Source organism: Pseudomonas sp. NPDC087639, assembly GCF_044743385.1.
Classification (GTDB): domain Bacteria; phylum Pseudomonadota; class Gammaproteobacteria; order Pseudomonadales; family Pseudomonadaceae; genus Aquipseudomonas.
In genome coordinates, this window is the sequence record NZ_JBIUWI010000002.1 from 1 (window position 1) to 13,370 (window position 13,370).

At 59.5% G+C, this 13,370-nt stretch carries 13 protein-coding genes; 6 read left to right on the plus strand and 7 right to left on the minus strand.

Annotated features, from left to right (window positions below):
• The first annotated feature begins 66 nt into the window (after positions 1–66).
• The gene (gene bkdR / locus ACIOVB_RS02005; RefSeq protein WP_096822555.1) at positions 67–555 is read left to right on the plus strand and encodes a Bkd operon transcriptional regulator BkdR; all 489 of its coding nucleotides are present in this window, start codon (positions 67–69) and stop codon (positions 553–555) included.
• Positions 556–568: 13 nt separating this feature from the next.
• On the opposite strand, the gene ACIOVB_RS02010 is transcribed toward bkdR, so the two are convergent.
• On the minus strand, positions 569–1,432 hold the full coding sequence (locus tag ACIOVB_RS02010) for an MBL fold metallo-hydrolase (protein ID WP_401264398.1): 864 nt from the start codon (positions 1,430–1,432) through the stop codon (positions 569–571).
• A 96-nt stretch (positions 1,433–1,528) separates the two neighbouring features.
• On the opposite strand from ACIOVB_RS02010, the gene ACIOVB_RS02015 reads away from it, so the two are divergent.
• From ACIOVB_RS02015 to ACIOVB_RS02025, 3 genes are all read left to right on the plus strand, one after another.
• Complete coding sequence (locus ACIOVB_RS02015) at positions 1,529–1,870, plus strand: helix-turn-helix transcriptional regulator (protein ID WP_007915092.1); 342 nt, start codon at positions 1,529–1,531, stop codon at positions 1,868–1,870.
• A 76-nt stretch (positions 1,871–1,946) separates the two neighbouring features.
• Positions 1,947–3,191, plus strand: coding sequence for an FAD-dependent oxidoreductase (locus tag ACIOVB_RS02020; protein ID WP_401264400.1), 1,245 nt, complete (start codon positions 1,947–1,949; stop codon positions 3,189–3,191).
• 9 nt (positions 3,192–3,200) lie between these two features.
• Positions 3,201–4,001, plus strand: coding sequence for a sulfite exporter TauE/SafE family protein (locus tag ACIOVB_RS02025; protein WP_401264402.1), 801 nt, complete (start codon positions 3,201–3,203; stop codon positions 3,999–4,001).
• A 48-nt stretch (positions 4,002–4,049) separates the two neighbouring features.
• Here the strand turns inward: ACIOVB_RS02025 and ACIOVB_RS02030 are convergent, their stop codons facing one another.
• The 6 genes from ACIOVB_RS02030 to ACIOVB_RS02055 all read right to left on the minus strand — a co-directional run bounded on the left by ACIOVB_RS02030 (position 4,050) and on the right by ACIOVB_RS02055 (position 10,330).
• The gene (locus ACIOVB_RS02030) at positions 4,050–5,330 is read right to left on the minus strand and encodes a TRAP transporter large permease (protein ID WP_187681094.1); all 1,281 of its coding nucleotides are present in this window, start codon (positions 5,328–5,330) and stop codon (positions 4,050–4,052) included.
• Positions 5,330–5,857 carry a TRAP transporter small permease gene (locus ACIOVB_RS02035; RefSeq protein ID WP_187681093.1) on the minus strand — a complete coding sequence of 176 codons (528 nt, stop codon included), beginning with the start codon at positions 5,855–5,857 and terminating at the stop codon, positions 5,330–5,332. The genes ACIOVB_RS02030 and ACIOVB_RS02035 overlap by 1 nt, the downstream gene beginning before the upstream one ends.
• Positions 5,858–5,936: 79 nt before the next feature.
• Positions 5,937–6,908: a TRAP transporter substrate-binding protein gene (locus ACIOVB_RS02040; protein ID WP_401264406.1), complete on the minus strand. Its 972-nt coding sequence runs from the start codon at positions 6,906–6,908 to the stop codon at positions 5,937–5,939.
• Positions 6,909–6,969: 61 nt separating this feature from the next.
• Positions 6,970–7,863: an SMP-30/gluconolactonase/LRE family protein gene (locus tag ACIOVB_RS02045; protein WP_401264408.1), complete on the minus strand. Its 894-nt coding sequence runs from the start codon at positions 7,861–7,863 to the stop codon at positions 6,970–6,972.
• Positions 7,864–7,914: 51 nt separating this feature from the next.
• Positions 7,915–8,739: an NAD(P)-dependent oxidoreductase gene (locus tag ACIOVB_RS02050; protein ID WP_187681090.1), complete on the minus strand. Its 825-nt coding sequence runs from the start codon at positions 8,737–8,739 to the stop codon at positions 7,915–7,917.
• 295 nt (positions 8,740–9,034) lie between these two features.
• Entirely contained in the window at positions 9,035–10,330 is a 1,296-nt protein-coding gene (locus ACIOVB_RS02055) for an OprD family porin (RefSeq protein ID WP_401264410.1), read from the minus strand.
• 230 nt (positions 10,331–10,560) lie between these two features.
• Between ACIOVB_RS02055 and ACIOVB_RS02060 the strand changes: the two genes are divergently transcribed.
• Together ACIOVB_RS02060 and ACIOVB_RS02065 are read left to right on the plus strand one after the other, a co-directional pair.
• Positions 10,561–12,225 (plus strand): MFS transporter, encoded by a 1,665-nt coding sequence (locus tag ACIOVB_RS02060; protein WP_187681195.1) that lies wholly within the window; start codon positions 10,561–10,563, stop codon positions 12,223–12,225.
• Positions 12,222–13,364 (plus strand): HlyD family secretion protein, encoded by a 1,143-nt coding sequence (locus ACIOVB_RS02065; protein WP_401264412.1) that lies wholly within the window; start codon positions 12,222–12,224, stop codon positions 13,362–13,364. The genes ACIOVB_RS02060 and ACIOVB_RS02065 overlap by 4 nt, the downstream gene beginning before the upstream one ends.
• Positions 13,365–13,370: the final 6 nt, after the last annotated feature.

The window sequence follows — 13,370 nt, forward strand, 5'->3', positions numbered from 1 at the left end:
GTTGCGCTGGCGATCATTTGCAGATAGAAATTCTGCATAAACATAAAAAACAGGTGGTTTTGTCTCATGCGCAAACTGGACCGTACCGACATCGGCATTCTCAACAGCCTTCAGGAGAACGCACGCATCACCAACGCTGACCTTGCGCGCTCGGTGAACCTGTCGCCAACGCCGTGCTTCAACCGGGTCAAGGCGATGGAAGAATTAGGCCTGATTCGCGAACAGGTGACCCTGCTGGACGCCGATCTGCTGGGGCTGCATGTGAACGTGTTCATTCACGTCAGCCTGGAGAAACAGGTCGAGGAGGCGTTGCAGCATTTCGAGGAAGCGATTTCCGATCGCCCCGAGGTGATGGAGTGCTATCTGATGGCCGGTGACCCGGACTATCTGATCCGGGTACTGGTGCCGACCATTCAGTCCCTGGAGCGGTTCATGATGGACTTTTTGACCAAGGTTCCAGGGGTGGCGAACATCCGCTCGAGCTTCGCCTTGAAACAGGTGCGTTACAAGACGGCGCTGCCGTTGCCGGCGAATGGGTTGACGTTGGGAGTCTGAAGATTTTTTGCTTTTAAAGCTTGTTCACCGGCACTTTCAGATAGACGACACCGTTGTCCTCCGGCGCGGGAAAGTTCCCCGCCCGCACATTCACCTGAACCGCCGGCAGCAGTAGTGTCGGCATGCCTAGCCCAGCATCTCGACGTGTGCGCATCTCGACGAACGTGGCCTCATCGATCCCGTCATGCACATGGATATTGCTTTTGCGCTGCTCGCCGACGGTAGTCTGGCATTGCGCCTGGCGGCTTTCGGGTGGGTAGTCGTGGCAGACGTAGAGTTTGACGCTGGCAGGGAAGGCCAACAGTTTCTGAATCGAGTTGAACAGTTGATGAGCGTTGCCACCGGGGAAGTCGCAGCGCGCGGTGCCGACGTCGGGCATGAACAGCGTGTCGCCGACCAGAATCTGTTCGCCGTCGATCAGGTACGCCATGTCCGCCGGAGTGTGGCCGGGGACGTGCAGGGCGGTGGCCTTGAGATTACCGATCCTGAAAGATTCGTTGGGTGCGAACAGATGATCGAACTGCGAACCATCGACGCAAAACTCCGGCTCCAGATTAAACAGTGCCTTGAAGACGTTCTGCACTTTGCTGATCGACTCGCCAATCGCGATCTTGCCGCCCAGTTCCCGGCGCAGATACGGCGCAGCGGACAGGTGATCGGCATGAGCGTGGGTTTCCAGCAGCCACTGCACTTGCAAGTGATGCTCGCGCACGAACGCGATGATCCTGTCAGCTTGCTCCGTGCCGGTGCGGCCGGCGGCGCCATCGTAATCGAGCACCGGATCGACGATTGCGCATTGTCCGCCGTCGTCTTCATAGACCACGTAGCTGTAGGTCGAGGAGGCGGGGTCGAGGAAAGCTTCAATCAGCGCGGGCATGGACATGAACCTGTGCAGGGGTAGAAAAGTCGGTTGCAACACTTTATGTAAAAACATAATGTTCGCAGCTTAAGTGACGTTGAAGGCATCCTGCAAATGCAATCCAGTCTGACCGAATGTGAAGTCGCCCAATTGCGCGCCTCGGCCTCCAAGGCCTGCGCGTTGCTCAAGGCCATGGCCAACGAGGATCGCCTGTTGATTCTGTGCCAGCTGACACAGGGCGAGCGCAACGTCGGCGAGCTGGAAAAAATGACCGGTGTACGCCAGCCGACGCTGTCTCAGCAATTGGGTATTTTGCGCGATGAAGGGCTTGTCGCGACCCGTCGTGAAGGCAAGTACATTTTTTACGGCCTCGCCAGTCCTGAAGTCATCCAGGTGATGAAAACCCTCTCCGGGCTGTATTGCGGTGCCGTGCTGAAAAGCCTGGGTCACCAATAAATGTCAGCCAGCACACCATTCAATTGCAGGAGTGCTGGCAAGAACAATCCGTGCGCGCAGCCATAAGGAACAAGCAATGAACGATCAACACTGGGGCCCATCCATCAGTGCAGATATCGTGGTCATCGGCGGCGGCACTGCCGGCATCGGCTTCGTCGCCAGTCTGCTCAAGCGCGATCCGCACTTGAAGATCACTGTGATCGAACCAAGTGCCCAGCATTACTACCAACCGGCATGGACGCTGGTCGGTGGTGGCGCCTACGACGTAAAAGACACCGTAAGACCGATGACCAAAGTGATGCCGCGTCAGGCCACCTGGATTCAGGCAGCGGTGACCGCAATCGATCCCGACAACCGCCAACTCACCCTCAATGATCAGCGCACGGTCAGCTATCAAAATCTGATCGTCTGCCCAGGCCTGTGCCTGGCTTGGGAAAAAATCGAAGGCTTGCAGGAAAGCCTCGGCCAGCACGGCGTTACGTCCAACTACAGCTATCAGCACGCGCAATACACCTGGGATCAGGTGCAGAAACTGCGCGGCGGCAAGGCTCTGTTCACCCAACCGGCGATGCCGATCAAATGCGCGGGGGCGCCGCAAAAGGCGTTGTACCTGTCGTGCGATTTTTGGCGAAAAAACGGCGTGCTGAACAAGCTCGAGGTGGAGTTCAACCTGGCCGGTGCTGCGCTGTTCGGCGTGGCGACGTTCGTACCGCCGCTGATGAAATACATCGAAAAATACAACGCGCAATTGGCCTTCAACTCGAATCTGGTCAAGGTCGACGGCCCGGCGAAAACTGCGTGGTTCGAGGTCAAGGACGCTGATGGCAACGTCACTCGCCAGGCGAAAACCTTCGATCTGCTGCACGTCGTGCCGCCCCAGGTTTCGCCGGATTTCATCGCGCCAAGCCCTTTGGCCGACGCTGCCGGCTGGTGCGAAGTCAATCCGCATAGCCTGCAGCATCCGCGTTATCCAGAGGTGTTTGCGCTCGGCGATATCTGCGGCACCAGCAATGCGAAAACCGCTGCTGCAGTGCGCAAGCAAGTTGTCGTGGTGGCCGCGAACCTGCTGGCCCAGCGCATTCACCAGCCGCTGCCGCTGAAGTACGACGGCTACGGTTCCTGCCCGCTGACGGTGGAGAAGGGCAAGGTGATCCTTGCCGAGTTCGGTTATGCCGGGAAGTTGTTGCCGACCTTTCCTCTGGACCCGACCGTGCCGCGCCGTTCGGCCTGGTGGCTGAAGGCGACGTTGCTACCGTGGTTCTACTGGAACGGCATGCTCAAGGGCCGCGAATGGCTGACCGGTTTGTCCAAAGTCGACTGAGAACTCCCTATGTTGCTGGCAAGTCTGTTTGGCATGGTGATGGGGCTGGTTCTTGGGCTGACCGGGGCCGGTGGCGGAATTCTCGCGGTGCCGGCGCTGGTGCTCGGGCTCGGCTGGACGATGACGCAGGCCGCTCCCGTGGCGCTGTTCGCCGTGGGCAGTGCGGCGGCCGTCGGCGCCATCGATGGGTTGCGCCATAGTCTGGTGCGCTATCGCGCGGCGTTGTTGATTGCGGCACTCGGTGCAGTGTTTTCACCGCTGGGGATCTACTTCGCGCATCAGTTGCCCGAGAAGATCCTGATGATACTGTTCAGCCTGCTGATGGTCATGGTCGCCTGGCGCATGTTGCGGCGTGAGCGTCAGGCGCAAGGTCCGAGTGACCACGGTCACGCCAGTTGGGGGCAGAAGAACTGCATGCTCGATGAAGAGACCGGGCGTTTCGACTGGACCGCCAAATGCACCGCGACCCTTGCCGCGTTAGGTGCGGTCACCGGGGTGGTGTCCGGATTGCTTGGTGTTGGTGGCGGTTTCCTGATCGTGCCGGCATTCAAGCAACTGACCGACGTGCAAATGCGCGGCATCGTTGCAACGTCGCTGATGGTAATCAGTTTGATCTCGGCAATCGGGGTGATCGGCGCGTTTCATGCCGGGGTGCGGATCGACAGCCAGGGCGCGGCGTTCATTGTTGCCAGCGTCGTCGGCATGATCATCGGTCGCAAGCTTTGTGCGCGGGTGCCGGCTCGGGCATTACAGGTTGGGTTTGCCAGCGTGTGTCTGGTGGTGGCGGGGTATATGTTGTTGCGGGCTTGAGGTAAACCTTGTGGTGAGGGAGCTTGCTCCCTCACCACAGTTACAGTGTTACAACACCAAATGCGGCAACCACAGCGAAATCGCCGGAACGTAAGTCACCAGCATCAACACCAGAAACAGCACGGCATAGAACGGCAGCAGCGCCTTCACGGTGCTTTCGATGCTGACTTTGCCCACCGCCGAACCGACAAACAACACCGCACCTACCGGCGGCGTTATCAGCCCGATCCCCAGGTTGACCAGCATGATCATGCCGAACTGCACCGGGTCGACGCCGATGCCGAGAATCACCGGCATCAGGATCGGTGTCAGGATCAGGATCAGCGGCGCCATGTCCATCACCGTACCGAGCAACAACAGCATGACGTTGATGCACATCAGGATCACGTAGCGGTTGTCCGAAAGGGTCAGGAACAGTGTGGTGATCTTCGCCGGGATCTGCATCAGGGTCATGATGTAGCCGAAGCTGGCGGCGAAGCCGATCAGGATCATCACGATCGAAATCGTGCGCACTGTGCGGTGCATCAGTTTTGGCAGTTCACTCCACTTGTAGTCGCGGTAGATGAACATGGTGACGAAGAATGACCACAGTACGGCAATGGCTGCCGACTCGGTCGCGGTGAAAATCCCTGAAAGGATGCCGCCGAGGATGATCACCATCGCCATCAAGCCCCACATCGCTTCGCCGCAGATTTTCAGGGCTTCACGCAGCGGGATAACTTCACCTTTGGGGTAGTCGCGTTTGCGCGCAAAGATCAGGCACAACACCATCAGGCACGCGCTCATCAGCAGGCCCGGCACGACGCCAGCCATGAAGAGCGAAGCAATCGATACCGTGCCGCCGGCCGCCAGCGAGTAGAGCACCGAGTTGTGGCTCGGCGGCGTCAGCAGCGCTTGTACCGAACCGCTGACGGTTACCGCCGTGGAGAAGTCCCGTGGATAGCCTTTGCGTTCCATTTCCGGGATCAGTACCGAACCGACCGAGGCGGTGTCCGCCACCGAGGAGCCGGAAATCGCGCCGAAAAACGTCGAGGCCATGATGTTGACCAGCGACAGGCCACCGCGCACAAACCCCACCAGCACCCCGGCGAACGCCACCAGCCTGCGCGACATGCCGCCTTCGGCCATGATCGCCCCGGCCAATACGAAGAACGGAATCGCCAGCAGCGAAAACTTGTTCACCCCACCGGCCACCTGAATCATCAAGGCCTGGAACGGGATGTCGATCCACCACGCGCCAATCAGCGCCGAGAGGCCGAGGGCATAGGCGACCGGCATGCCGATCAGGATCAATGCGATAAAACTGCCCAGCAGAATAAAAGCGTCCATCAGGCAGCCCCTTCGTTTTCTTCAACCAGATCGAACCGCACCACGCGGCGATTGCTCTGATCACCGAGCAAGAGTTTTTCCAGCACGAAAATCAGCGTCAACGCGCCGCCAATCGGGATCGGCATGTAGGTGATGCCGACGCGCAAAGTGGGCAGGGCGCTCATGAACTGGTTCCAGGTCGACAGGCACAGCTTGGTGCCCCAGATGGTCATGAACAGGCAGATGGTTGCCATCAGCAGTTGCGAAACGATGCTCATGGTTTTGCGCAGGTTGGGTGGCAAACGGTCGGTGACCATCGCCACGGCCATGTGCGCACCGGCGCGGTAACTGGCGGCGGCGCCGATGAAGGTGAAGACCATCATCAGCAGGATGGCGGTGGGCTCCGGCCAGCTCGAACCGGTGCCGAGGACGTAACGGGCGAAAACGCCCCAGGGAATGATCAGGGAAATGGTCAGCACCGACAGACCGGCGACCCAGATGCAGGCCATGTAGATCCGGTCATTGATGCTCAGCAGCAAATTCTTCATCGGGTTCCACCGTAACCGGGCAGGCACAGACATCCAGCGAGGTCTGTGCTGCCGGGCCTTTCGTTGAGGGCAGGGAGGGTTACTGAACGGCTTCGATGCGCTTGATCAGATCGGCGTAGGGTGCGCCGTACTTCTCGCGGACTGAGGCGGTGGCCTCGTAGAAAGGTTTCTTGTCGACGGTAATGAACTCGACGCCGGCGGCCTTGAGTTTTTCTTCACTGCTGGCGGATTTCGCATCCCACAGTGCGCGCTCTTCAAGCTGGGCAGCCTTGGCGGCTTTCTTCACCAGCGTCTGTTGGTCGGGGGTGAGTTTTTCCCAGGTGATCTTCGACATTACGATAGGCTCGGGCAGGATCAGGTGTCCGGTCAGGCTGTAGAACTTGGCGTTCTGGAAGTGGTTGTGTTCCAGCAGGGTCGGCGGGTTGTTCTCCGCGCCGTCGATGACGCCGGTTTGCAGGGCGCTGAAGATTTCGCCGGTGTCCATGGCGATGCCGTTGCCGCCCATGGCGTTGATGGTCTCGATGAACATCGGGTTGCCTTGCACGCGGATCTTCATGCCCTTGAGGTCTTCGAGTTTGCGCACTGGTTTTTTGGTGTAGATGTTGCGCGTACCCCCGTCCATCCACGCCAAGGCCACCAGGCCGAATTCAGAGTTGGTGATCCGGTCGAGAATCGCATCGCCGACTTCGCCATCGATCACCGCGCGCATGTGCGCCTGGTCGCGGAAGATGAATGGCATGTTGAATACGTTCACGTCAGGCACCACCGGGCCGACGATACCCAGGCTGACACGGGTCATCTGGATTGCGCCGACCTGTGCCTGTTCAATCACCTCTTTTTCCGAGCCGAGCACGCCTCCGGGGAAATACTTGAAGGTGAGATCGCCATTGGTTTCCTTGGTCAGGGCTTTGCCCATGCTTTCCTCGGCAACCACGGTCGGATAACCGGCAGGGTGGATATCGGCGAACTTGATTTCCAGCGCCTGGGCAGCGCTGGTGAAGGTAAACATCAGCGGGAGTGCAGCGGCGAGCAACGTGCGTTTGAAGTCCATGGGGGGTGTCTCCAGTCTTGTTATTTTTGTGTTCAAGGCACAGCGGTGCAGCAGAGGCGGGTTAAAGCAAATCGTCAAACAAGGGTTCCGGCAGGCCTTTGACGCCGGGTGTCAGCGCGAATACGCCGCCGGCCAGAGACTGCGGATCATGATCGTCACCGGGGCGAATCGAGGCGACGAACAGGGTGTCCATTCCACTGCCGCCGAAGGCGCACATGGTCGGTTTTTTCACTGGCACCGCCAGCGAGTAGTCGAGTCGTCCGTCGGGGGTGAACCGGTGGATGAGACCGGCGTCGTTGGCGCAGATCCAGTAGCAACCGTCGGCGTCCACGGCCGCACCGTCGGGGCGACCGCAGTAGTGATTCATGTCGACGAAGACGCGGCGGTTGGACGGTGTGCCGCTGGCGGTGTCGTAGTCGAAAGCCCAGATCAATTGCACGTCGGGGTGCGAGTCGGACAGGTACATCGTCTTGCCGTCGGGACTGAAGCCGAGGCCGTTGGGCACGACGAAACCGTCGAGTTGCGCTTCAACCGGCCCCGACTGACCTGCGCTATACCGATAGAGCCGGCCTTCGGGCGCATTCAGGCCCATGTTCAGCACCATGCTGCCGGCCCAGAACCGTCCCTGACGATCGCAGCGGCCATCGTTGAGGCGCATGTCGTCTCGGCGGTGTTCAACCCGTGCAAGCCGTTCGGTATCGAGGCTGCCATCGTTGTGCGGGTGCAGATGGAAGAAACCGCTTTCCATGCCGGCGATCCAGCCGCCACGGCTGTGGCGAGCAATGCAGGCGAGCATTTCAGGGGCTTTCCAGGCGTGGACATGGCCGGTGTCGGCGCTCCAGCGTTGCAGGCCGCCATTGGGAATATCCACCCAATACAGGGCGTTTTCCTGCGCGACCCAGACCGGGCTCTCACCGACCGCGTTGCGGGCGTCGACGATCAATTCGGCTTGCATACTCATTCCCTTGGATTTTATTGGAGGGGGATCAAGTGGACAGCAGAGCGGTCAGTCGCCGAACGGACCAGCCGCAACGAAAGCACCACCCTGATAGATCCGCGCCGGGTCATCGGCCGCCGGCATCGGCTGCGCTTCGACTTTTTCGCGGAACACTTCTGAGCTGTCCTTTGCTTCGAACCCGAGGTGGCTGGCGAAGCGGTTGTCCCACCACACGTCCTTGTTGTCGGACATGCCGTACACCACGGTGTGGCCAACGTTCGGGGTATAGAGGGAGCGTTCGAGCAGTTGGGTGAGGTCGTCGAAGCTCAGCCAGGTGTGCATCATTCGGCGGTTCTGCGGTTCGGGGAACGAAGAGCCGATGCGGATGCTGACGGTCTCGATGCCGTAGCGATCGAAGTAGAAACTGGCCATGTCTTCGCCGTAGGACTTGGACAAACCGTAGTAACCGTCGGGGCGGCGGGCGGAGCTGGCGTCGAGCTGTTCGTCCTGTTTGTAGAAGCCGATGACATGGTTGGAACTGGCGAAGATCACCCGTTTCACACCATGGCGGCGTGCGGCTTCATAGATGTGGAAGACGCCGCAGATGTTGGCGCCGAGGATCTCTTCAAACGGCCGCTCCACGGATACGCCGCCGAAATGCAGGATCGCATCGACACCTTCGACCAGTTGATGCACGGCCTGTTTGTCGGCGAGGTCGCAGACGACGATTTCTTCGCGATCATCGATGGCCGGGGTGAGGGCGGCGATGTCTGAAAGTCGCAGCACGTTGGCGTAGGGGCGCAGGCGTTCGCGCAGAACTTTGCCCAAACCACCGGCGGCGCCGGTAAGCAGCAGCCGATTAAACGGGGCGCGGGGAGTAGAGGTAGACGTCATGGCAATCCCTTACACGTTTTGTTTTTAGGTTTGTTGTAGGTTGTCGTATGACTGAGCTGAAGTATCGGTAGGGTTTCTGGATCTTGTCAACGCGACTTTTGGTGTAAATGACGGAAGGGCTGATCCATTCTCCTGCTGCGCGCTTCTGTGGCGAGGGGATTTATCCCCGATCGGCTGCGCAGCAGTCGTCAGCGTTTTTTCTGAAAAACCAAGGGGGCTGCTGCGCAACCCGTCGGGGATAAATCCCCTCGCCACAGGTCATCGGTTTGCCAGAGGTTTGCGCTTGTACTCACTGTTACAACAACGAAATCGGATAGCTGATAAAGATCCGGTTCTCATCAAACTCGTTGGTGCTGAAGTCCCGGCGAATCGTCGCGTTACGCCATTTCACATTGAGGTTTTTCAACGCGCCGCTTTGCACGGTGTAGGCCAGTTCAGATTCGCGGCCCCATTCCTTGCCGTCTGTGATTGTTCCCGTGTGCACGTTATCGCCGCTGATGTAGCGGTTCATCAGGGTCAGCCCGGGAATGCCAAGCGCGACGAAGTTGTAATCGTGGCGCAACTGCCAGGAGCGCTCCTTGGCGTTGTCGTAACTGGCGTTGTAGCTGTCGTTGGCGAGGGTGCCACCGCTGGTGCCGTTGACCCGCATCCACGCGCTGTCGCCGGTGAGTTTTTGCAGGCCGACGTAGAAGGTGTTGCCGCCGTACTTGGCCGAGAGCATGGCAAACGCGGTCTTGTTGTCGAGGTCGCCGGCCTGGGCACTGCCGTCTTCCTTGCCGGTGAAGAAGCCGAGGTTGGCGCCCAGGGTCCAGTCGCCCAGCGGTTGGCTGTGGCTCAGGTTGAAGTACTGCTGCTGGTAGATGTCGGTGAGTTCGGCGTACCACACGCCGACCATCGTGCGCTTGTCGTTGAAGCTGTATTCGCCGCCACCGAAATTAAAACGATCCGAGGTGAACGCACCGCGGCCGTTCATCGACATGTCCTCCATGCTCGCGTCGTTGCGCGGGCTGTTACCGCGGAACTGACCACCGTAGAGGCTCAGGCCGTTGATCTCGGTGGAAGTGATCTGCCCACCACGAAAGGTCTGGGGCAGGGAGCGGCCATCGTCCGAGCGCAAAATCGGCAGCACTGGCATCCATTCGCCGACCTTCAGTTCTGTCTTGGAAACCTTGGCCTTCAGCGCCACACCCATGCGTCCGAAATTGTCGGCCGGCCGCCCGTCATCGTGGATCGGCAGCAACTGCGTGCCACCGGTGCCTTTGCCGCCATCGAGCTTTTGCGAATACAGCCCGAGGATGTCCAGACCGAAACCGACGGTGCCTTGGGTGAAGCCGGATTTGGCATCGAGGATGAAGCTCTGCGTCCACTCTTCGGCTTTGCCCTGCGGGTAGGCTGGGTTGACGAAGTTGCGATTGAAGTAGGCGTTGCGCAGATTCAGCGTGGCTTTGCTGTCCTCGAGAAAGCCTTCGGCATCGGCGCTCATCGGCAAGGCGAGGGCAAGGCTGCTGCAACCGATCAGGCTTAGCGTGGAGCATGGGCGGGTGATTGAGAAGCGGGAATGGCGGACGGAATTGCAGACGAATGTGCTCACTGTAACGCTCCCTTATTGTTCTTGTTTTTATTAGTGTTGTGCGTTGTCGTACAACATCGGAGGCGATATTTACGGAGCTTTCGGGGAATGTCAACTGGAAGTTATACGATGACTTCGCGGGCCTGGCAGCCCTCAATGCCCTCATCGCTGGCAAGCCAGCTCCCACAGGGATATGGGTTTACCGGCAGTTTTGCGGCAAACTTCAGCAACTTCCAGCTCAAGGCCTTTTAATGGATCGATACGCCCCGCGCGACTGGCAGCCTCACGAGAAGCCCAGTCTGCCCGGTTCCCCCTCGACGCCGCTGCATTCCAACCCCAAGCGCCTGGCCTATGCGCTGGTCGGGTTGCTGGTGGCGTTGACCGGTGGGTTGGGTAATTCGCTGGTGGTCGCCAACCTGATTTATCTGCAAGGCGCGATCGGCGCGACCACCGCGGAAATGGCCTGGCTGCCGGCGGCGTATGTGATGACCAATGTGTCGATGAACCTGCTGCTGGTGAAGTTCCGCCAACAGTTCGGTTTACGTGCATTCACCGAGGTGTTTCTGGTGCTGTATGCGCTGGTGACCTTCGGCCATTTGTTCGTCAACGACCTGAACTCGGCGATTGCCGTGCGGGCGGCTCACGGTATGGTCGGCGCGGCGCTCAGTTCACTGGGCTTGTATTACATGGTGCAGGCGTTCCCGGCCAAGTGGCGGATGAAGGCGCTGGTGCTGGGTCTGGGTGCTTCGCAACTGGCTTTGCCACTGGCGCGTTTGTTCTCCGAGGACTTGCTGCAGATCGCCGAATGGCGCGGTTTGTATCTGTTCGAATTGGGCATGGCGCTGCTGTCGCTGGGTTGCGTGTTGCTGCTCAAGTTGCCGCCCGGCGACCGTTTCAAAACCTTCGAAAAACTCGATTTCCTAACCTTTGCCATTCTCGCCAGCGGCGTGGCTTTGCTCTGTGCGGTGCTGTCGTTGGGGCGCATCGATTGGTGGTTTGAGCAAGACTGGATCGGTGTCGCGCTGGCCGCCTCGATTGTGTTGATTCTTGCCGGACTCGCCATCGAACATAATCGCAGCAACCCGCTGCTGATGACCCGCTGGCTCGGCAGTGGCGTGATGATTCGTCTGGCGTTGGCGGTGGTACTGATTCGCATGGTCACGTCCGAACAATCCACCGGCGCCGTGGGTTTCATGCAGTACCTCAACATGAGCAATCAGCAGTTGCACAGCCTATACGTGGTGATGATGATCGGCAGCGTCGCCGGCCTGCTCACCAGTGCGCTGACCATCGACCCGAAACACTTGCTCCTGCCATTGATCATCTCACTGGCGCTGATGGCGACCGGCTCGGTGATGGACAGTTATTCGAACAACCTGACTCGCCCGGAAAACCTGTATTTCAGCCAGTTCCTGTTGGCGTTCGGCAGTACGTTTTTCCTCGGCCCGACCATGGTGCTGGGCACCCGCAACGTGCTGACCAATCCGCGCAATCTGGTGAGTTTTTCCGTGCTGTTCGGGATCTGTAATAACCTCGGCGGACTGCTCGGCTCGGCGTTGCTCGGCACCTTCCAGATCGTGCGTGAGAAGTTTCATTCCAGCCATATCGTCGAGCACCTGACGTTGTCCGATCCGCTGGTGGCGGCGCGCGTGCAGAGTGGTGGATCGGCTTACGGTTCGCTGCTGGCTGACCCGAGCTTGCGCAATCTGGCGGGCATTCGCAGTCTGTCGAACGCGGCGACTCGCGAAGCCAATGTGCTGGCCTATAACGATGTGTTCATGCTCATCGCGGTGATCGCGGTGCTGACCATGATCTGGATTTCCATTCGTGCGCTGTGGCTGATGAGCACCACCAAAGCCGTCGCCGCTACACCCGTTCAGCCTTCCGTAACTAATAGCGGTGCCATTTCTTCATGACCGAGCCGACCACGACCACCACTAACGCCATCGCCGCCACCCCCGAGGGTGTCGCGCCGCCGTCATCACCGAACACCGAGCCGCGCTCGCTGCGGGTGCGGATTATCTCGTCGCTGGGTTTTGCCGCGATTGCCATCGTCGGTGTGCTGATCGTGCTCTACGCCTGGCAACTGCCGCCGTTCAGCAGCGCGGTCGAGACCACCGAAAACGCCTTGGTGCGCGGGCAGGTGACGATCATCGGCCCGCAGCTTGCAGGTTATGTCTATGAAGTGCCGGTGCAGGATTTCCAGTTTGTGAAGGCCGGCGATTTGCTGGTACGTCTGGACGACCGCATCTATCAGCAGCGCCTCGATCAATCACTGGCGCAACTCGCGGTGCAGAAAGCCTCCCTGGCCAACGTGGTGCAACAACGTAACAGCGCTGAGGCGACGATCAACTTGCGTCAGGCAGTGGTGGCCGACAGCGAAGCGCAGTTGCGTAAAAGCGAGGCGGACTTGCGGCGTAACAAGGAGCTGGTGCGTGACGGCTCGGTGTCCAAACGTGAGATGGACGTGGCGCTGGCGGCCAATGCGCAAGGCGTTGCTGCGGTAGCGCAAGCCAAGGCCAATCTGGAAATCGCTCGGCAGGATCTGCAAACAGTGATCGTCAATCGCGGTTCGCTGGAAGCGGCGGTGGCCAGCGCCGAAGCGGCAGTGCAACTGGCGCGGATCGACCTGTCGAACACACGCATCGTCGCCCCGCGCGATGGCCAGCTCGGGCAGATCGGCGTGCGCCTCGGTGCCTACGTCAATTCCGGGGCGCAGCTGATGGCGTTGGTGCCAAACCAGAAATGGGTGATCGCCAACATGAAGGAAACCCAAATGGACAACGTGCGGGTCGGGCAACCGGTGCGCTTCACCGTTGATGCGTTGAACCACCGTAAATTCACCGGGCATGTGCAGCATATTTCGCCGGGCACCGGCTCTGAATTTGCCCTGTTGCAGGCGGACAACGCCACCGGCAACTTCGTCAAAATCGCCCAGCGAGTGCCGGTGCGGATCACCATTGATGAGGGCCAGCAGGAAGAGGAACGACTACGGCCGGGGATGTCGGTGGTGGTGAGTATCGATACGGCGGCAGGCGATACGCAGCCACATTAAGTTTTT

Excerpts from the sequence above, each read along its gene's own strand:
- bkdR (WP_096822555.1), top strand. The coding sequence starts at position 67 with ATGCGCAAACTGGACCGTACCGACATCGGCATTCTCAACAGCCTTCAG.
- ACIOVB_RS02010 (WP_401264398.1), bottom strand. The coding sequence starts at position 1,432 with ATGCCCGCGCTGATTGAAGCTTTCCTCGACCCCGCCTCCTCGACCTAC.
- ACIOVB_RS02015 (WP_007915092.1), top strand. The coding sequence starts at position 1,529 with ATGCAATCCAGTCTGACCGAATGTGAAGTCGCCCAATTGCGCGCCTCG.
- ACIOVB_RS02020 (WP_401264400.1), top strand. The coding sequence starts at position 1,947 with ATGAACGATCAACACTGGGGCCCATCCATCAGTGCAGATATCGTGGTC.
- ACIOVB_RS02025 (WP_401264402.1), top strand. The coding sequence starts at position 3,201 with ATGTTGCTGGCAAGTCTGTTTGGCATGGTGATGGGGCTGGTTCTTGGG.
- ACIOVB_RS02030 (WP_187681094.1), bottom strand. The coding sequence starts at position 5,330 with ATGGACGCTTTTATTCTGCTGGGCAGTTTTATCGCATTGATCCTGATC.
- ACIOVB_RS02035 (WP_187681093.1), bottom strand. The coding sequence starts at position 5,857 with ATGAAGAATTTGCTGCTGAGCATCAATGACCGGATCTACATGGCCTGC.
- ACIOVB_RS02040 (WP_401264406.1), bottom strand. The coding sequence starts at position 6,908 with ATGGACTTCAAACGCACGTTGCTCGCCGCTGCACTCCCGCTGATGTTT.
- ACIOVB_RS02045 (WP_401264408.1), bottom strand. The coding sequence starts at position 7,863 with ATGCAAGCCGAATTGATCGTCGACGCCCGCAACGCGGTCGGTGAGAGC.
- ACIOVB_RS02050 (WP_187681090.1), bottom strand. The coding sequence starts at position 8,739 with ATGACGTCTACCTCTACTCCCCGCGCCCCGTTTAATCGGCTGCTGCTT.
- ACIOVB_RS02060 (WP_187681195.1), top strand. The coding sequence starts at position 10,561 with ATGGATCGATACGCCCCGCGCGACTGGCAGCCTCACGAGAAGCCCAGT.
- ACIOVB_RS02065 (WP_401264412.1), top strand. The coding sequence starts at position 12,222 with ATGACCGAGCCGACCACGACCACCACTAACGCCATCGCCGCCACCCCC.